The following is an 18,775-nucleotide window of genomic DNA, read 5'->3' as shown; positions in this document are numbered from 1 at the left end:
GGAGTAATCCGAAATGGCTTTGAGTAAAATTAACTTGACAAGGAGTATGCAATGAAAGCTTTATTGCTCTTAGTTGTTGGTATGGTCGGCGTGGCATTTGCCCAAGATTTAGGTGTAGATATGATTAAGTCATATTCTGCAGCTGGAGCTGTGATTGGCGTTGGTATCGCGGCACTTGGTGGTGCGATTGGTATGGGGCACGCAGCTGCAGCGACAATCTCAGGGACAGCGAGAAATCCCGGAATCAGCGGTAAATTGCTAGGAACGATGTTTATCGCGCTTGCACTTATCGAAGCACAAGTGATTTATACGCTAGTTTTGGCGATTATTGCGCTTTATAGCAATCCATTCTTATCATAAGAATTTTGCGCTAGATTCTCTTTAATGCTTTGTCATTTTGGGAATCTAGCATTTTTTATTTTTGTTTTAGAATTGTATTTGTTTTACGCGCTGGTGGTGGAATTGGTAGACACGCCATCTTGAGGGGGTGGTGAGGCAACTCGTGCGAGTTCAAGTCTCGCTCAGCGCACCATAGATTCTATCTTTATGCTTTAATTGCCGGGGTGGTGAAATTGGTAGACGCGCCAGACTCAAAATCTGGTAGGGGCAACCCTGTGTCGGTTCAAGTCCGACCCTCGGCACCATCTTATTTTAAGTTTATTCTTTCATCACCAGCACCGATTCGATGAGCGCGTCTATATCCCCGTCCAAAACCCCTGCCGTGTCGCTTGTAGCGTAGTTTGAGCGCAAATCTTTGACTTGCTGATAGGGGGCTAGCACATAGGAGCGGATTTGGTGTCCCCAGCCGATTTCACTTTTTTCCCCCGTGTTTGCGCTCTCTCTTTGCTTTGCCTGCTCGATTTCATAGAGTTTGGATTTGAGCATTTTTAGCGCGGTGGCTTTGTTTTTGTGCTGACTTCTATCATTTTGGCATTGCACGACTATGCCACTTGGGAAATGCGTGATACGAATGGCAGAATCGGTTTTGTTGATATGCTGTCCGCCTGCGCCACTTGCGCGATATGTGTCGATGCGATAGTCCTTTTCCTCTAGCTCGATTATTATGTCATCGTTGATTTCAGGGCTTACCTGCACGCTTGCAAAGCTCGTGTGCCGATTGGCATTAGAATCAAAGGGCGAGATTCTCACTAGCCTATGCACGCCTGATTCCGCCTTTGCATAGCCAAAGGCATTTTCGCCTTTAATGATAAATGCCGCGCCTTTGATTCCCGCTTCCTCGCCGTCTTGATAATCCAAAATCTCGACTTTATACCCCCGCCGCTCCGCCCAGCGTAGATACATACGATAGAGCATACTCGCCCAATCCTGCGCCTCTGTGCCACCCGCTCCGGGCTGAATAGTGATAATGGCGTTGAGCGCGTCATTTGGGGAGTTTAGCAAAATCTCTAGCTCGGCTTGCAAGATAGCGGATTCTAGCGCGCTTGATTCTGCGAAAAGCAATTCAAGCGTATCGCTATCGCCCTGCGCGCTCGCTAGCTCAAAAAGCTCCGCGCTATCGTTTAGATTGTTGCCTAGTGTGGTGTAGGATTGGAGAGTTTTGGTGATTTTGGTTTTTTGCTTGGATATTTCGCTAGCCCTTTTGGCGTCTTCCCAGAAGTTTGGCGCAGATTCTAACGCCTCTAGTTTGGCTAGCTCCTCTTGCAAAATAGAGGGCTTGATAATCTCGCCGATAGTGGCGTATTTGCTTTGCAAAGTTTTTAGCAATTCGCCATATTGATAAGAATCCAAACAGCCCTCTTGTAAGCAAAGTGTTATTTACGCTTCTTTTTGTCAATGGTGTCTATAAGTTTTTGCATAGTGGCAATTTCGTTTTGTTGGTCATCGATGATTTTTTGTGCGATTTGGCGCACTTTTTCATCTTTGGTGTATTCAAGCACGATAGTAGAAGTGTCAATCGCACCTTGATGATGTGCAATCATCGCTGCAAGGAAATCTCGCTCTACATTGCCACTTTCTTTAATCGCCATTCTGTGCATCATCATACCCATTGCTTTAGCATTTTTTTCAGCAAAGCCTTTATACTCTTTTGAGGAAATTTTAGTAGTTGTTACGCTTTTGTTAGCGATTAACTCTTTGAACTCTGCAATTTCACCCTCTTGAGCTTTGATGATGTTTTGTGCGAGCGTTGCTGTCTTGCCACTTTTTACCTTTTGGAGCAAGAGATTAGCAGAGTCAATCGCACCTTGATGATGAGGTATCATATCACTCAAAAAGTCAATCTCTACGCTTTTTGTGCTTGAGGGCTTTTGTGCGTGCATAGGAGCGTGCATAGCCTCGATGATTTTACCAGATTCTGTTTGAGCGGAATCTTGTGCGTGATGATTGTGATGGTCGTGATGCGCGTGTGCATCTGCACCAAAAAGGGTAGCCATTCCAAATGTGAGTGTGAGAAATACATACAAACTTTTCATAATGTGTCCTTTAGGTTGAATTTTGTAAGGCATTAAATTATAATGTAATAAAAGCAAAAATCATATAAAAGTGCAGAGAAATTGTAAAGAATTTACCATTTTGTGAATCTAAATTGCTTATAGTTTTTTGACCCCTTCATCTAGAGGCCAAGGATACCGCCCTTTCGAGGCGGGAACGCAAGTTCAAATCTTGCAGGGGTCGCCACAAAGCCTCACTGCTACACCACAATCTTTCATAATGAACGCCAATGCTTTAAAATATTGTAATTTTGTGAAATTTTAAGAATTATGAGGGGATAAGTTAGGCAGGGGAGATTCCCCGCCTAAGCCTTAAGATTGTGTGTTGTTTGAATCTTTAGGCTTTGGAGCTGGCTTTGGCGCAGATGGCTTTGGTGTGGGGACACTTGCCCTTTTTACTTCTTTTTGTTTCTTGCTTTCTTCGCGCTTTTTCTCTGCTTTTCGCGCTTCCCTTTCTTTTTTCTCCTCTTTTATTTGCTTGAGAATGTCTTGTGTCGGGTCGCTATTGTGTCGCTGATACTCAGAGTATTGCCATACGATATGTGGGTCAGGGAGCATACAAACGCTTGTTTGGTCTTTGCCATCATAATCGATTTTGCTTAAAAGGTCGCGGGCAATGTTAATGCGTGCGCGCTTTTTATCATTAGTATTGACAATCACCCAAGGGCAAAAATGTGTGTGTGTGCGTGCGAACATTTTTTCAAATGCTTCTGTATATTCGTCCCAAAGCCCTAGTGATTTATCATCGACAGGACTTAGTTTCCACATTCGTAGCGGGTCAGTTTTACGGCGAGAGATTCTGCGTTTTTGCTCCTCTTTGCCTACATCTAAGAAATATTTAAAAATCATTGTCCCGCTTGCTATGAGCATTTGCTCTAAATTTGAGACTTGTGTGATGAATTCTTTATACTGCTCCACGCTACAAAAGCCCATTACGCGCTCCACTCCAGCGCGGTTATACCAACTTCTATCATAAAAGACAATCTCACCACCGCTTGGCAAAGTAGAGATATAGCGTTTGAAATACCACTCTGTGGCTTCTCTATCGCTTGGTTTAGGAAGTGCTACGATTCTGCATCCTCTAGGATTTAAATGGTCTCTTAATGCCTTGATTGTGCCACCTTTCCCAGCTGCATCGCGCCCTTCAAAGATGATGACAATCTTTTTCTTTTTTTCATTTACCCAGCTTTGGAGCTTACAAAGCTCAATTTGGAGCTTTTCTAGCTCATCAAGGTAAAATTCCTCTTTCATTCGCCCATTTTTCTTACGATACACATCTCGTATATCTTTTTCGTTCTCAGGTCTTATGACCAATTGCTTGTCTTTTGACATACTGCCTCCTTTTGTAATTTGATATGCCAATAATGCTACCATAAATTTTAGTTTTTTTGTCATAATTGCGCATTTGATATAAAGGTGGTGTATGAAATCTACACAATGGCAGTTTATCTTGCTTGGCTTTGATGTTGAAGATTGCGTGTTGCTCCTTTCTCCTTATGCGAGCAAGTATGGTGTGCGTTTGGAATCTCGTGCCTTGCTTTTATATGCTGTGCCACAAGATGACACAGATTGCACAAGCGTGGAGCGATTTTTTGATGAGGTTTGCAAGATATTTGGACAAAAGCTCATTGCAGGGAATCTAGGCGAAGCAGTGGTGCGCACCTTAACCAAGAGCGAACAAAAAGTAGGCATTGCAGAGAGTTGCACAGGCGGACTTTTGGCTCATCAGCTTACAAGCATTAGTGGCGCATCGGCAGTGTTTGATTGTGGAATCATCGCGTATGCTAACGACATTAAAGAGCGTGTCTTGGGCGTAGATTCTCAAAGTTTAATGCAATTTGGTGCGGTAAGCGAAGTAGTCGTAGCGCAAATGTGTGAGGGAATCTTGCGCGTGAGTGGTGCGGATTTCGCGCTTGCTACAAGTGGTGTGGCAGGACCAAGTGCGAGCGAGCACAAACCTGTGGGACTTGTGTTTATCGGCGTGAAGCAAAAGGGCGAGCGTGCTATCATAGAGCAATGCAACTTTGGGAATCTCCCTCGAGCACAAATCCAATATCTTAGCGCGCAAAATGCTTTAGCATTACTATTACGCCATATTTAATGGGTGTGATATGCCAAGTGCTTCTTTGCCAACTTCGACACAAAGTCCTATCAAAGCCCATATTGTCTTTGTTTGCATTTTGCTTGCCTACATTGCAAGTTTGCTCTTTAATATCAATGAAATTAGCGTGCATCATAAGGAAGTATTTGGGCTTTTTTATAGTGATGAAGTGCTTTTTAAGGTAGCAAGATTTGCGCATACAAACTTTGGTGGCGATGATTTTGCTCTGCGCGCGCCATTTTTGTGCTTGCATAGTATCAATGTAGTGCTGTTTTATGTGATTTGTTTGGATTATTTTAAAAAGCCCTATGATAGTGTGCTTTGCGCACTAACCTTTATGTTTTTGCCCGGTCTTATGTTTAACTCCATTTTGATTTCCAAAAGTAATTTGGTGATTTTCATCGCACTTTTATGCGTGTTGTGGCAGGTGAAATTTAAGAAAAATGCGTATTTTTTGCCTGCCATTAGCATTTTTATCGACCAAAGTTTTAGTATTTTGTTTTTAGGTTTGTTTTTTTATGCGATGAAAAACAAAAACACTTCGTATATGTTTTTTGCTCTTATGTGCTTTGGGGTAAATATGAATATCTTTGAGCTTGGCATTGGTGGGCGTCCGCAAAACTATTTTGTCGAAACTTTAGGGAATCTTGTTTTTTTGTTTTCACCATTACTTTTGTTGTATAGTCTTTACGCGCTTATTGATTCTTTACGCAGAGGTAGCGATTTAATGGGAATCATAAGCCTTGTGGCAATCGTTTTTGTGCTTCTTTTATCCATTCGCCAAAGTGTAGATTTACAGACATTTTTGCCTTTGGGGGTATTTTGTATCCCTGTGGCAATCAAAAAAATGCTTAGCGATATTCGTGTGCGATTGCGATTCTTTAGACGCCCATATATTATGCGCTTGGTGATTGTTTTGTTTTTTACATTCGCTCAAAGTGCGATTTTATATGGCAACAAGTTTTTGTATCTTTTCCCTGTGAAGACACATTTCGCGCATTCATATTATTATGGCAAAGAAATTGCTGAAAAACTACGGGAAAAAGGCATTGATTCTATCCGAGCAGATGAATATCGCATTGGTATGCAGTTGCGCTTTTATGGCATTAGTAATGACTCGCTAAGAATCTTGCGCTCTATTGATGTGGCAAGCGTGGATAAAGTCTTACCAGAGCAACTAATCACTGTGGAATACTTAGGGAGAATCATTATGGCGTATGAGATTGTTGATTTTGCACAATGATATTGCAATGATATTGCACGCAAAAGGGGACAAAAAATGAACTTGCTTGAATTTGCTTTTGTGTTTAGTATTTGCGCGATTTTTTATGCTTTTGCCTTACCTAGTCAAAACCAAAACCTACTTATCGCACAAAAATCACTCCATCACCACCTTCAGCACGCTCAGATTCTCGCACTTAGCGACAATCGCCATTTTTTACACACTTCGCACATACACACTCTTGCTCAAAATTATCCAGCAATCCACCAAGGGCGTCTCCTCTCTCAATCCAAAAATGCACTATGGCAGTTTCAGCTTCACTTAGGCAGACAAGTTTATACGACTTTTAGTTATTCTGTGTTTATCGATACGCCAAGAGCAGCGAAGAGCACGGACTTTGATTCTCGTCCTATGGCAGGAGACATTATCGCTAAAGACTTTAGCTCTCGGTGCATAAGTGGATATAACAACACAAATATTTCTACGGAATGCAAAAATAACGCGCTTTTTGAAGCACGATTAGCAGAGAGCATAAATGTGGAGAATCTACAAATTTACGCGCCCAATGTTTGTATCGAGCGTGATACGGCGAGGCTCTATTTTGATTCTTTTGGGCGGAGCTTTTGTGCGAAGATTCCAACGCCATTGCCAAGTGGATTCCAAATCCGTGTAGTGCGAAACACACTATATAAAGATATTTGTGTCTTACCAAATGGGAAAATCACAAACACATCGTGCTAAAATTTCACTATAATTATTCTATTTTATAAAGGAATCTTAATGCAAACCCCGCTTGTCTCTATCATTATCCCTATTTATAATGTCGCGCCCTATCTCAAAGAATGTTTAGATTCTGTGATGGCGCAAAGCTATGAGAATCTCGACATTATCTTAGTTGATGATGGAAGCAGTGATGAGAGTTTAGACATTGCGCTAGATTTTGCTAGGCAAGATAAACGCATTTTTGTGATAAGTAAGCCAAATGGAGGACAAGCCACAGCGCGAAACTTTGGGCTTGAGTGTATCAAAGGCTCTGCGTTGCGAGAGTTTTTTGAAATACAAAATCCCTTTGCGGAGAGAGGGCTTAAGGGGAGGGTAGAATCCACATTAAATTCCACAGAGCTAAACCCACCCCCAAACCCCATCCGCAAGGGAGGGGGCTTAATAGATTGCGAACAAAAATCTTATGCAAGTGAGGGGGAAGTAGAGGAAAGCAAATCCGCAATAAATAGGGAAATAAAATCCCTCGCTCAAACCCACACATTTACCAAAACTTACAAAACAATTACAGCGCAAGAGTTAGACGCGCATTTCACCCAAATCACGCCACATTTCATCAAAAGCGATTTGGAGCGCATAAATGGCTTTATCACCCAAGAGTTGCCAAAAGACGCGCTTATTCACTTCGTAGATAGCGATGATATAATCACAAAGGATTGCATACAAAAATGCGTGGCAAGACTGCTTAAAGGGGGTTTAGACATTGCCGTGCATAATTGGCTAGAATATGATGATACCACCAAGCAATCCACAAAAGGCGCGTATCTCTCCAAACTCAAACAAAACGAGTATGACACGGGATTAGAGCTACTCGCGCAAAACAAAATCTATGATTTTTATTTCTCGCCGCAAGGGCTCTTTAGAGCGGAGATTTTAAACCGCTATGCTTTGCGCTACACAGAGGGAATCTACCACGAAGACCACGACTTTGGGACATTGCTATTTTGCCTCGCTCACAAAGTCGCTTATGTAAATGAGGGGTTGTATGTGTATCGCAAGCGCGCCACTTCTATCATCAATGTCCAAAAGCAAGCTGCTTTCCCCGCACAAATCCCTAGCTTTTTAGAGCCGTTGCGGGGGGATTTTAGCGATTATAAATCTTTGCGAGAGTATTTTAGGGCGTATTGCTTTGTGCGACTAGGCTTTATCATTTGGGGATTTTATGAGGCGCAGCTATCGCAAAATGGCGGGCAAGATTCAGAATTTAGAGAGCGTTATGAGCGGTTTTTTAGTAGCGTGATTTTAGGCTATGCGATGAAAGTCTTTAAAATCCCGCTTTCAAAAGATACATTAGGGATACAATCAATGCTTGCAACGCTTAAATTCCCTAAGATTTTGGTGTGGTGGCATTTCCTCAAAGATTTGCACCGCCAACCAAAAAAACTCGCCCATATTACAAATATTAGGTATTTGGTTTAGCCCTTTTGTTATGGCTTTTGCAAACCCATTTTTGCCCATTTGCTTTTGTGGCTTATTGCGTCTAGGTAGATTTTGTGGTTAGATTCTAGCATTGTGCGGGGGTTTTCTGCGTGGTAGAGATGATAGGCGATAGCGTTAAATTTCACGCGCCGTAATTCTCCGCCATTAAACAAAAACCTTGCGACAAACTCGCTATCCTCGCGCCCCCAGCCGACAAACTCTTCGTTAAAGCCATTTATCGCCTCGCAATCACGCTTATAAAAGCTCATATTGCAACTTCTTACGCCTTTTATCAGCTCTTTTTTGTGAAAAATTTTGGCGGTGGTTTTGGAAGTGGCATAAATCAAATGCGCCAAAAAATCGCAATGCGTGGATTTCAAAGAGCGCGAATCAAAAGCTAAAGCATAGTTTTTAGATTCTAAAATCTGCGTGGTTTCGCCATCGCGTAAAATCACGCGTGAGCCTTGCAAAATCACGCCACGCCGTGCAAATCGCAAATGCTCCGCTACGAATCGCGAATCGACAATCATATCGCCATCGATAATGATGATATATTCGCCTTTTGCGGATTCTATTGCGCGGTTACGAATATGAGCGGCGCGAAAGCCCTTATCCTCGTGCCAAATATGGCGCAACTCGCAGGGAAAATTTTGCGCGTAAGATTGTATGACTTCGCGCGTGTCTGCCTTGCTTCCGTCATCGGCGATTAGGACTTCTTTGGGGAGGGGATTCAAAGCGCGGAGTGAATCCAAAACTAACGCTAATCGCTCTTTTTGATTGTAAGTAGTAACGATTAAGGAAGTGGCATAGGGGGGGGGCGCGTGAGTTATTTCATATAATTTTGCGTATTTAAAAAATGTCCCAAGTCCGTTGCATAGGCTTATCACAAAGCCTTTGTAACCATAAAAAATGCCTTTTCGCAAAAAATAGCTTCGCACAAAAGCCCACAAACCACGCGCAATCGCCTTTGACATTGAGATATTTTTGGGATTATTTTTGTTGTAATTTTGCTCGACATATAGGCTAGTGTAGCGTTGCAATTTATCAAGCAACTGCGCGATTCCACTACACGCATAATGTTTGATGTGCCCTTGCAAGCGAATCTTTTGTGCGTTTGGCGGGATTATCACGCTCTCATGCACAATGTTTTCATTAAAGCGCGTGAAGTTTTTGTTAAAAATCCGCCATACAAAGTCTGGACTCCACCCGCACGCCTTTATCCACTCGCCTTTATAGAGATTTTTGCGACTTATAGCATAGATTTGGTTTGGCTCTAGATTTTGGGCTTTGATTGCGCTTAACGCGCTAGATTCTAGCACTTCATCAGAATCTAGACTTAAAATCCACTCATTTTTGGCATAGCTCACACAGAGATTTTTTAGCGCACCAAAGCCGATAAACTCGCTTTGTTTGATGTGCAATTTGCCATAAGTAGCGTTAAAATCCTGCGCGATTTGCAGTGTGGCGTCAGTGCTCCCATTATCGAGCAAGATGATTTCATCAAATTCGCGCAAAGATTCTAAGCACTCTTTTAGCGTGGCTTGGGCATTTTTTACGATAATGCAGACTGAAATTTTAGCGGGGTTATTCATTTGGTGTGATTCCAGCATTTGTGTTAGAGCGATTTTTGGTTATATTGCTTTTGAACTGAATGTCAATGCTACGCGTCTTTTTAGGCGGAGGAAATGGATAATCCTTAAGCGAGCGCAACACAGAATCAAGCGTGCTATCAAAGCTATTATCTTGGCTATATCGCTTCACGCTATAAGTCATTTCACCTTTTTCGTTAATGTGGATAAGTGCCACGCCTACCAAATCAGGTGGCAAAAAGGTTTTATTGCTGTCCCATTGTTTTTGGAAAATTTGTTGAATCTGTGCGTAATATTCATCAAACTCGCCCTCATTGGAATCTTGACTATTTGTGATAGCGATAGTATCCATTGCGTTGAGTCGTTCTTGTATATTTTTACTTTGCTCGATGAGTTCTTGGATCTTTTGAGTGTCAGTGTTTTGCGCCATTTTCTCTCTATTGTCTGCGATTTCCTCGCTCTTTGGCGCGTTATCACTATCGATGTTTTCAAACATTTCATTCACACCAAGCCCTTCAAGCGGATTGTTTTTGGGAGTTTGTATTTGTGGTTGTGTCTCTTTACTTATATCGAGGTAGGCTTGGAGGTCGATAGATTCTATGGTTATGGCACTTTCGCTTATGGAGGCGTATTTGGTAGGCACGAGAACTAATCCAGCAAAAAGCCCAAAAGCAAGTAATGCCATTAGGCAAAACGCAATCATTCCACTAGAAACAAAAAGCAAAAAGTCATTGCGCTCGCGCATCTCATACCTTCGCATCTACCCTCCTGTAACGAGCGAAACCCTCAAAAATCCAGCTTCTTTAATCACTTTTAATATAGTCATCACTTCTTCATAACGCAAATTTTTATCCGCACGGATAAATACAGGGAGCGATTTATCAAGGCGAGCAGATTTAAGCGTGAAGTTATCTGCGAAACTAAAATAATCAAACACTTCATCGCGCACAAAGATTTTTTTATCCACGGTGGCACGCACTTCGATGATAGAATCGCGCTCTAACTTTTTGCTTTTACTCCCGCGTGGTAGAGTGATGTCCTCTTGGTAAGTAACGGTGGGAATCCCAATCATCAAAATCGCCAAAAGCACGAGCATCACATCGACAAGTGGCGTGATATTAAGCTCTGGCTTATCATCTAATCCTAATTCGTCATTTTCCTCATTCATATTTGCCCTTAAGGTTATCGTTGCGCGCTTAGGATAAGGTTTATTTGCATTTGGATACATACGCTTAGGTTGTAGGATTTGCGCTTGAGCAGTAAGTAAAATGAATACGCAGGAATAGCAGTGAGAATCCCACAAGCCGTAGCCACGAGTGCCTTTGAAATAATAGGCGCGATAATATCAAAGCTCACTCCCCCGCCACTTAGGTGCGAAAACGCCTCTAAAATCTCTACCACCGTGCCAAAAAGCCCGATAAATGGCGCGGTGGAGGCGATAATGCTAAGAATCACTAAGCCTTTTGTCGCTTGCTGAAGTGCGCGCGTTTTCCAAATGCTTAAGATATTAGAATCTAATCTAGTCGTATCGTAGTTTTGGGTGATGACTTGCAAGATTTTGCTTTGTGGCAGAGTGTGCGGGCTAGCGATGAGAATCTCTAGGTTGGTATTTTCGTTGTTTAGCCAATCATTGAGACTGAAGTTTTTATAAATATAAATCCATAGCGTGATAAAAAGATACACTGCTAGCCAAAAAATGACTATGAGCGTGGGAACAGAGCTTTTGGTAATAAACGAAACGAAAATATCCATTGGCACTTCCTTGAGTGATGATAAATTTGCTATGTGGAATTATAGAATCTAAATTGTAATTTTGGTGTGTTTTTGCGGGATTTTGTTGTGTTTTTTTGGTTTGGGTTCGATGTGTCTTGCTTAAAAAATTATGGGAATTTTTAAGGGACACCAAAACTATTGAGAAGTTTATAGTTATCACAGCCCATTTGCTCGCCTAAATCGCACGCTTTGCCATAGTATTGTTTGGCAAGAGGGTAATTTTGCCTTACACCAAGTCCAGCATCATAGAGATGCCCTATATTGTTACACGCGCCTGCGTGTTTCAAATTACACGCTTTTTTGTAAGATTCCATCGCTTTGATAAAATCTTGTCGCGCACCCTCACCTTTGTGATATGCTAATCCTATGCCAAAACAGCCACTTGATTTTATTATTCCATTAGTAGCTTTTTGACATAATGTGTTGTTAATTTTGTTGGCGTTGAAATAATCTTGTTTCTCATTGTAAATAAAAGCTAAATTGACACAAGAAGAGTTTCTCCCATTGCAAGCAAGTTTGAAATATAATATCACCCTATCATAATCCTCCCCAATTATTTCATAGAGTAATCTTCCAATATTGTGAAAGATTTCAGTAGAAATTTTTGCCTTTTTAGCAAGAGCTATGGCTTCTTTGTCGCGCTCAGCAAGAGCGTAAAGCATACTCATAAATGAGGCACATTCTGTATCCTTTTCGCATTGGTTGAATATTCCAAATGGAGAATCCTCTTTATTAGCTAGCGAAGGATACTCTTTTGCCACTTCCTCAGAGAGTTCAAAGAATTTTATGAATGTTTTTGCAAGCTCTTTTCCTTCTTTACACGCATTTGCATTACTTTCTTCAAAACACTTATCAAATGATTCTTTCCATAGGTCATCGAAATCCTTGCCATCTTTGTATAGTGCCATAATAGTTTTTGTAAGTTCTTTACATACAGAATCTTCAATGCCATTTTGTAAGCAATTTTGGAGTGCTTCCTCCTCTTTACTCATAGTCTTCTTTGTCATTTTAGGAATTGTATGAAATCTTGCAATATTACTCCACACTTCCACTCCCCTGCCTAAATCACTCAAAGTGAGGAGAAACTCATACCCACCCGCTACTTTAGTGATTTTGCCAGAGAGGGAGTAATCAGGTGCGAGCAATTCGCCCTTTTCTTTAGTCGTGTAGGGGTTAAACTCCGCATTATCGCGTAGTTTGCGAGATTGTTTAATCATTGTGTCTATACTCGCCCCACTCCCGCCCACCGCGCTACTAAAGGTGATTTTGTGGTTCTGTGAAAGGGCGAGTTTGAGTTTGGCGATGAGTGATTGTATATCAATGGCTTCACCCGTGTAGTTTGCAATATCTGAAATGGCGATGACTTTTGGCTTTTTCAATCCCTCGCTAAATTTCTCTAGCGCATTGGCGTGGGATTGTATCATTGTGTCAATGGAATCTTGTGGGGTTTGTGGTGCATTGCACGCGCAAAATATGCTAATACAACAAATGATTACAAGCGTTAAAACACGCGTGCGGGGGGGGGGGGGTAATTTAAGCATTTCAAATCCTTAAATAAGACAAATTTGTTTAGCTACATTTGTTTCTTTAAGTGTGGAAAAGCAAGCCTTAGAGCTTGCTTTTTACGGTGCTTTCTATACGCGATACGACAGAAGCCATAGCCACAGTATCGCTACTTGCTTCCTCTAAGAGCTTTTTAGCATCTTCAATCGCGCTAGCAATCTTATCTTGCGTGCTTCCGCTGATAGAGACAGCACCATCGGCGATAATATTCACCTTTTGTGGTGAGACTTCGGCATAGCCCCAATTTATAGCTATAAGCTCTGTCTTGCCATTTGCTCTCTCTAGCTCCACGACACCTGTCTTAAGTGTGGAGAGCAAGTTGCAGTGTCCGGGATATACACCAAACTCGCCTTGAGAGCCCGGCATCACCACCCACGCTACCTTACCATCATAAATCTTACCATAGGGCGTGATGATACTTAATTCCAAATGTTCCATAGCGTTGCCTTTATGCTTTGAGTTTCTCTGCTTTTTCTAGCACTTCACCAATGTTGCCCACCATATAAAACGCATTTTCAGGGATATGGTCGTATTTGCCCTCTAAGATTCCCTTAAAGCCCTCTAATGTCTCCTCAAGCGTTACATACTTGCCCGCAGAGCCTGTGAAGACTTCTGCCACAAAGAATGGCTGAGAAAGGAACTTCTCAATCTTGCGCGCTCTATCTACGGTTTGCTTGTCCTCCTCAGAGAGCTCGTCCATTCCCAAGATTGCGATAATGTCTTGCAAATCTTTGTATTTTTGTAAGATTTGCTGCACTTCTGTGGCGACATTGTAGTGGTTTTCGCCTACGACTTGTGGGTCTAAGATTCTCGAAGTGGAATCTAGCGGGTCTACCGCTGGATAAATGCCCTTTTCAGCAATCTTTCTATTAAGCACGGTAGTCGCATCAAGGTGAGAGAACACGCTCGCAGGAGCTGGGTCAGTCAAGTCGTCAGCTGGCACATACACCGCTTGGACCGAAGTAATCGAGCCTTTTTTGGTTGAGGTGATTCTCTCTTGGAGCTTGCCCATTTCGCTTGCAAGTGTCGGTTGATAGCCCACCGCCGATGGAATCCTGCCGAGCAACGCACTCATTTCTGCACCAGATTGCGCATAACGGAAAATATTATCGATAAACATAAGCACATCTAAGCCTTTTTCATCACGGAAATATTCTGCCATTGTAAGTCCTGTAAAGGCGATTCTATTTCTCGCCCCAGGTGGCTCGTTCATCTGTCCGTAGCATAGAGCCACTTTGTCAAGCACGCCACCTTCTTTCATTTCGTGGTAGAGGTCGTTCCCCTCTCTTGTGCGCTCGCCCACACCAGCAAATACGGAATAACCGCTGTGTTTATACGCCACATTGTGGATAAGCTCCATAATAACCACCGTCTTACCCACACCAGCACCACCAAACAATCCAACTTTACCACCTTTGGAATAAGGAGCAAGCAAATCAACAACTTTAATGCCTGTCTCAAAGATTTCAGTCTTTGTGCTTTGGTTATCAAAGCTCGGTGCTTCGCGGTGGATAGGCCATTTTAAATCAGTCTTTAGCTCTTCGCCACCATCGATAATATCGCCTGTTACATTAAGGATTCTTCCTAGCACTTGCTCGCCTACGGGCACTTCAATCATTTTGCCCCGCGCTTTTACAGCCTGTCCGCGTGTCAAGCCCTCTGTCATATCCATAGCGATAGTGCGCACACGATTATCACCAAGATGTCCCACTACTTCAAGCACAAGTTTATTTTTGCGCCCCTCAACTTGGAAGTCTATATCCACCGCTTCATTGATAAAAGGAAGATATGAATCAAACTCCATATCAACCACTGGTCCCATAACCTGAATAATTTTGCCCTGCATTTGTTCTCCTTTGTTTTATTTCATTGATTCTACACCAGCGTTTATCTCAACAAGCTCTGTTGTGATAGCCTCTTGGCGTGCTTTGTTGTAAGAAATACTCAAACTCTTAACCAAATCCCCAGCGTTGTTTGTCGCAGCATCCATTGCTTGCACGCGTGCGCTGTGCTCAGCAGCCAGAGAATCTATAAGCGCGTAATACATATTGTATTCGATGTATTTTTGTGCAAGTTGGTCGAGCACGACATCTTCTGACTCTTCGGATTCTATATTAAGGATTGCGTTATCTTGCTTTACTTGCTCTGTATCGATGTTTATAGTTAGCGGAAGCAAAGCACGAGATTCTAGTTGTTGAGAAATCATATTTTTAAAGCCATTATGCACGATGATGACTTCATCAGTAAGTCCGTCTAAAAAGTCCTGCACGACATTGCCAATAAAGTTCGCTGCCCCCTCATAAGTAGGCATTGAGCTTAGGTTTATCGCTTTATCAAGCACCTCAATATCATTGAAAGTAAAAAACCCAATGCCCTTTTTACCAATGCCTCGCAGACGCACCTTGATATTTTTCTCTTTATAAGAGTTCATCAAACGCAATACTTCTTTGATTGTAGCTTGATTAAATCCGCCACAAAGTCCTTTATCCGCAGTGATAAACACAATATCAATCTTTTTAATGTCTCTGCTTTTAGAGCCCAAAAAGTATTTGCTATTGATATTTTCCACTCCCTTAATCAAAACCTTGCGCACAATATCATCAAAAACTTCATTGAGCTTTTGTGAATAGACCTTAGAGCGTCTTGCGAGCTCTTCGGTCTTTTTGAGCTTTGAAGTGGAGACAAGCTTCATTGCGCGCGTGGTTTTTTGCGTATTTTTCACGCTTGTGATTTTTCTTCGTATCTCCTTTAGATTCCCACCCATTGCATACTCCTTATTATTTTAGCCTACAAAAGTGCTTTTAAACTCTTTGAGTGCGTTATTGAGTGTAGATTCTATGTCGTTATCTAGGGCTTTTTTCGCACGAATTTCCTCAAAGACCTTAGGATATTTTGCCTCGATAAATGGATAAAGGCTATTTTCAAACTCCCCGATTTTATCCACACTTACATCATCTAAAAAGCCTCTTGCGCCAGCAAAAATCATAACAATTTGCTTTTCAACTGCTAGAGGTGAATATGGAGGTTGTTTGAGAATCTCAACCATCCTTTGTCCTCTATCAAGTTGCTTACGACTAATCTCATCAAGGTCTGAAGCAAATTGTGAGAACGCTTGAAGTTCTCTGTATTGCGCCAAGTCAAGGCGTAAATTACCAGAAACTTGCTTAATCGCCTTAATTTGCGCCGCACCACCCACGCGAGAAACAGATAAGCCCACATTGATAGCGGGGCGCACACCAGAGTTAAACAAGTCTTTTTCGAGGAATATTTGCCCATCAGTAATCGAAATCACATTGGTAGGAATATACGCAGAAATATCACCCGCTTGTGTTTCAATGATTGGCAATGCAGTTAAAGAGCCAGCTCCTAGCGCATCGCTAAGCTTAGCCGCACGCTCTAGCAATCGAGAGTGCAGATAGAACACATCACCGGGGAATGCCTCGCGTCCGGGCGGTCTCCTAAGGATAAGAGACATTTCGCGGTAAGCCACAGCGTGCTTACTCAAATCATCATAAATGATAAGCGCGTGTCTGCCATTATCTCTAAAGTATTCTCCAATGGTTACTCCAGCATAAGGAGCGATAAATTGCATCGCCGCAGAAGATGAGGCAGGGGCATTCACAATCACGGTGTATTCCATCGCGCCGTGCTCTTCAAGTTTGCGCACCACTTGGGCGACTGTGGATTCCTTTTGCCCGATTGCTACATAGATACAAATCACATCTTGCCCTTTTTGGTTGATGATAGTATCCATAGCCACAGTGGTTTTGCCTGTTTGTCTATCGCCGATGATAAGTTCTCTTTGTCCGCGACCGATAGGCACAAGAGCGTCAATAGCCTTTAGTCCTGTTTGCAATGGCTCGTGCACAGACTTCCTTGCCATAATGCCCGGGGCTTTCTCCTCTATAAATCGATATTCGCTAGATTCTATCGCGCCCTTACCATCGATGGCTTCACCAAGAGTGTTTATCACGCGTCCCACGACACTATCGCCGACAGGCACTTTCATAAGTTTCTTTAACCTCTTTACTGAAGTGCCCTCTTTAATGTTTTTACCACTGCCAAGCACCACGACACCGACACTTGATTCTTCTAAGCTTGAAGCAAGTCCAATATCGCCTGTCTCAAACTCCACCATTTCATAATACATAACATTATTAAGTCCATAGACTTTCGCCACGCCATCAGAATACAAAACAACCTTGCCTGTTTCACTAATATCCACATTGATATTAAAATTTTCAATGCGCTCTTTGATTATCGAGCTCACCTCTTCTGACTTTAACTTTGCTACCATTGTTTCTCCTTATGTTTAGATTAAATTGCTTTGAGGATATGATTTGTCAAATCCCCTAAAAAACGCTCTTTTGAGAACGCAATCTCTACGCCCAAGTCCTCCACGCTAAGTCTAATGCCCTCAATGGAGGCCTTTTCTTGGCGCACATCAAGATTGGCATTGAGTTTAGTAGAAAGACTTTTAGCGATGCTCTGCAATGTCGCAGAATCTAGCTCTTGCTTGATTTTCAAAATCGCTACAAATTGCTTTTTGTCTGCGAGGAGCTTTTTCTCTAAGCCTTTGATAATCTCTGGGATTAGGCAGATTCTATCGCTTGCAACCAAAACCTTAAGTAGGTTTTCAAACTTTTGCTCCAATTTATCAAAAACACTTAAAATGAGCTGTTCTTTTTGTGTTTTGTCGATGAATGGCGAGTTAATGCACTCAGCGACTTTTTTATCCTCTAGTGCTTTATTGAGCTTTGATAAAATGTCAATGATTTCTTGAACTTCATTATTTGAGAAGCTCTCTAAAATGGCTTTCGTGTATTTCTTAGCTATCATTAGGCAATCCTTTTTGTAATGATATTGACATAATCTTTATTGTCAAACTTTATGTCTTTTGAATACATCACATCACTTAAGATTTCCTCCACACACTCTCTTTTGGCGCGGATTTGCTCAAACTCCATATTAGATTCCATTGTGTTTATCATTGATTGGATTTGCGCATTGGTTTGTTCTTGGATTTTTTGTGCGATATGTTCGCCTTCACGCTTGGCATTTTCGATAATTTCTTTTGCTTTAATTGCACTTTCTTTTAGTCTTTTTTGTGCGTTTTCTTTATCCTTGCTCACAGCTTTTAGTTTGTTTTGCGCTTCTTGTAGTTGATTGATAATGTTATTCTTGCGATTGACAAAGATAGCCTTAATCTTGCCAAATGTGAGATAAAACAAAATCGCAAAAAACAGCACAAAGTTGATAAGTCGCACGACAAAGTCGCTCTCCTCAAACCCACCAGATGCTAACGCCACGCTAGGCAAGGCAAGCAATACACTAAGTAAAAAAACTTTTCTCACACCCTCTTTCATCACTTTCTCCTTGACTGCATTTTAGATTTGTTGTAATTTTGCTTGAATACTTTGCTTGTATTCACCAATGTGGCTTAAGAGCTCTTTTTTAAGATTCTCACGCTCGTTGGCAAGCTCTTTATGAAACTCGACCATTTTAGAATCTAACTCTTGCTTTTTTTGTGCTATCGTAGATTCCGAGAGTGCCCTTGCTTGGGCAGTGGCTTTATCGATGATGGCTTTTGCTTCTTTTTGTGCCTCGCCCAAAACTTCGGCGATTTGCTTCTCAATCTCGGCAATTTGCTGAGTGCTCCCTTTGATGTCGTGCAAATCTTTGTTTATCATCGCATCACGCTCGTCCATAAAGTTTAACAAAGGCTTATACAGCCATTGATTAAGCAGGACAAGCAGTATGATAAAGCACACAAACACTAAAAGCATAAGTTGTGGATTTACTGATATTCCCATTTATCTCTCCTTGTAAAATATCCAAGATTTAGTTGATTGTAACAAATTTAGCAGTTTTTGTAAGT

General features: G+C 41.9%; 20 protein-coding genes and 3 tRNA genes. 8 read left to right on the top strand and 15 right to left on the bottom strand.

Annotated elements, in window-relative coordinates:
- Positions 1 to 51: 51 nt before the first annotated feature.
- The 3 genes from ACWIWK_RS00895 to ACWIWK_RS00885 all read left to right on the top strand — a co-directional run bounded on the left by ACWIWK_RS00895 (position 52) and on the right by ACWIWK_RS00885 (position 644).
- Positions 52 to 360 (top strand): F0F1 ATP synthase subunit C, encoded by a 309-nt coding sequence (locus tag ACWIWK_RS00895; RefSeq protein ID WP_454149995.1) that lies wholly within the window; start codon positions 52 to 54, stop codon positions 358 to 360.
- Between the two features lie 87 nt (positions 361 to 447).
- Positions 448 to 532 (top strand) — tRNA-Leu (locus ACWIWK_RS00890).
- A 25-nt stretch (positions 533 to 557) separates the two neighbouring features.
- A tRNA-Leu gene (locus ACWIWK_RS00885) sits at positions 558 to 644 on the top strand.
- Between the two features lie 13 nt (positions 645 to 657).
- Here the strand turns inward: ACWIWK_RS00885 and prfB are convergent.
- Positions 658 to 1,749, bottom strand: coding sequence for a peptide chain release factor 2 (prfB, locus tag ACWIWK_RS00880; RefSeq protein WP_454149994.1), 1,092 nt, complete (start codon positions 1,747 to 1,749; stop codon positions 658 to 660).
- A gap of 23 nt (positions 1,750 to 1,772) precedes the next feature.
- Positions 1,773 to 2,432: a DUF305 domain-containing protein gene (locus ACWIWK_RS00875; RefSeq protein WP_454149992.1), complete on the bottom strand. Its 660-nt coding sequence runs from the start codon at positions 2,430 to 2,432 to the stop codon at positions 1,773 to 1,775.
- 129 nt (positions 2,433 to 2,561) lie between these two features.
- On the opposite strand from ACWIWK_RS00875, the gene ACWIWK_RS00870 reads away from it, so the two are divergent.
- Positions 2,562 to 2,637, top strand: a tRNA-Glu gene (locus ACWIWK_RS00870).
- A gap of 125 nt (positions 2,638 to 2,762) precedes the next feature.
- Here the strand turns inward: ACWIWK_RS00870 and ppk2 are convergent.
- Positions 2,763 to 3,782: a polyphosphate kinase 2 gene (ppk2, locus tag ACWIWK_RS00865; protein WP_454149990.1), complete on the bottom strand. Its 1,020-nt coding sequence runs from the start codon at positions 3,780 to 3,782 to the stop codon at positions 2,763 to 2,765.
- Between the two features lie 91 nt (positions 3,783 to 3,873).
- Here ppk2 and ACWIWK_RS00860 point away from each other — a divergent pair, with 91 nt between their 5' ends.
- The 4 genes from ACWIWK_RS00860 to ACWIWK_RS00845 are packed head-to-tail and all read left to right on the top strand — an operon-like array spanning position 3,874 to position 7,972.
- Positions 3,874 to 4,551 carry a CinA family protein gene (locus ACWIWK_RS00860; RefSeq protein WP_454149988.1) on the top strand — a complete coding sequence of 226 codons (678 nt, stop codon included), beginning with the start codon at positions 3,874 to 3,876 and terminating at the stop codon, positions 4,549 to 4,551.
- 10 nt (positions 4,552 to 4,561) lie between these two features.
- Positions 4,562 to 5,794, top strand: coding sequence for a hypothetical protein (locus ACWIWK_RS00855; protein WP_454149986.1), 1,233 nt, complete (start codon positions 4,562 to 4,564; stop codon positions 5,792 to 5,794).
- A gap of 36 nt (positions 5,795 to 5,830) precedes the next feature.
- Positions 5,831 to 6,514 carry a hypothetical protein gene (locus ACWIWK_RS00850; protein WP_454149984.1) on the top strand — a complete coding sequence of 228 codons (684 nt, stop codon included), beginning with the start codon at positions 5,831 to 5,833 and terminating at the stop codon, positions 6,512 to 6,514.
- A 39-nt stretch (positions 6,515 to 6,553) separates the two neighbouring features.
- Positions 6,554 to 7,972 carry a glycosyltransferase family 2 protein gene (locus ACWIWK_RS00845; RefSeq protein ID WP_454149982.1) on the top strand — a complete coding sequence of 473 codons (1,419 nt, stop codon included), beginning with the start codon at positions 6,554 to 6,556 and terminating at the stop codon, positions 7,970 to 7,972.
- Positions 7,973 to 7,980: 8 nt separating this feature from the next.
- On the opposite strand, the gene ACWIWK_RS00840 is transcribed toward ACWIWK_RS00845, so the two are convergent.
- The 12 genes from ACWIWK_RS00840 to ACWIWK_RS00785 all read right to left on the bottom strand — a co-directional run bounded on the left by ACWIWK_RS00840 (position 7,981) and on the right by ACWIWK_RS00785 (position 18,710).
- Positions 7,981 to 9,564: a glycosyltransferase family 2 protein gene (locus ACWIWK_RS00840; protein ID WP_454149980.1), complete on the bottom strand. Its 1,584-nt coding sequence runs from the start codon at positions 9,562 to 9,564 to the stop codon at positions 7,981 to 7,983.
- A complete protein-coding gene (locus tag ACWIWK_RS00835; RefSeq protein ID WP_454149978.1) occupies positions 9,557 to 10,321 on the bottom strand; it encodes a TonB C-terminal domain-containing protein in 765 nt (254 codons plus the stop codon). The genes ACWIWK_RS00840 and ACWIWK_RS00835 overlap by 8 nt, the downstream gene beginning before the upstream one ends.
- Positions 10,322 to 10,729, bottom strand: coding sequence for an ExbD/TolR family protein (locus ACWIWK_RS00830; RefSeq protein WP_454149976.1), 408 nt, complete (start codon positions 10,727 to 10,729; stop codon positions 10,322 to 10,324).
- Between the two features lie 14 nt (positions 10,730 to 10,743).
- The gene (locus ACWIWK_RS00825; protein WP_454149974.1) at positions 10,744 to 11,313 is read right to left on the bottom strand and encodes a MotA/TolQ/ExbB proton channel family protein; all 570 of its coding nucleotides are present in this window, start codon (positions 11,311 to 11,313) and stop codon (positions 10,744 to 10,746) included.
- 140 nt (positions 11,314 to 11,453) lie between these two features.
- Positions 11,454 to 12,875 carry a hypothetical protein gene (locus ACWIWK_RS00820; protein ID WP_454149972.1) on the bottom strand — a complete coding sequence of 474 codons (1,422 nt, stop codon included), beginning with the start codon at positions 12,873 to 12,875 and terminating at the stop codon, positions 11,454 to 11,456.
- Positions 12,876 to 12,942: 67 nt separating this feature from the next.
- Complete coding sequence (gene atpC / locus ACWIWK_RS00815) at positions 12,943 to 13,335, bottom strand: ATP synthase F1 subunit epsilon (RefSeq protein WP_454149970.1); 393 nt, start codon at positions 13,333 to 13,335, stop codon at positions 12,943 to 12,945.
- 10 nt (positions 13,336 to 13,345) lie between these two features.
- Positions 13,346 to 14,743 (bottom strand): F0F1 ATP synthase subunit beta, encoded by a 1,398-nt coding sequence (gene atpD, locus ACWIWK_RS00810; protein ID WP_454149968.1) that lies wholly within the window; start codon positions 14,741 to 14,743, stop codon positions 13,346 to 13,348.
- A gap of 15 nt (positions 14,744 to 14,758) precedes the next feature.
- Entirely contained in the window at positions 14,759 to 15,661 is a 903-nt protein-coding gene (gene atpG / locus ACWIWK_RS00805; RefSeq protein ID WP_454149966.1) for an ATP synthase F1 subunit gamma, read from the bottom strand.
- Positions 15,662 to 15,679: 18 nt separating this feature from the next.
- A complete protein-coding gene (gene atpA, locus ACWIWK_RS00800) occupies positions 15,680 to 17,194 on the bottom strand; it encodes a F0F1 ATP synthase subunit alpha (protein ID WP_454149964.1) in 1,515 nt (504 codons plus the stop codon).
- Between the two features lie 20 nt (positions 17,195 to 17,214).
- Positions 17,215 to 17,736, bottom strand: coding sequence for a F0F1 ATP synthase subunit delta (locus tag ACWIWK_RS00795; RefSeq protein WP_454149962.1), 522 nt, complete (start codon positions 17,734 to 17,736; stop codon positions 17,215 to 17,217).
- Positions 17,736 to 18,263 (bottom strand): F0F1 ATP synthase subunit B family protein, encoded by a 528-nt coding sequence (locus ACWIWK_RS00790; RefSeq protein WP_454149960.1) that lies wholly within the window; start codon positions 18,261 to 18,263, stop codon positions 17,736 to 17,738. The genes ACWIWK_RS00795 and ACWIWK_RS00790 overlap by 1 nt, the downstream gene beginning before the upstream one ends.
- A 21-nt stretch (positions 18,264 to 18,284) precedes the next feature.
- Complete coding sequence (locus ACWIWK_RS00785) at positions 18,285 to 18,710, bottom strand: FoF1 ATP synthase subunit B' (protein ID WP_454149958.1); 426 nt, start codon at positions 18,708 to 18,710, stop codon at positions 18,285 to 18,287.
- Positions 18,711 to 18,775 lie beyond the last annotated feature (65 nt).

The sequence above is a fragment of the Helicobacter sp. 23-1048 genome (genome assembly GCF_053654545.1).
This window is presented reverse-complemented; position numbering and strand designations above follow the sequence as displayed.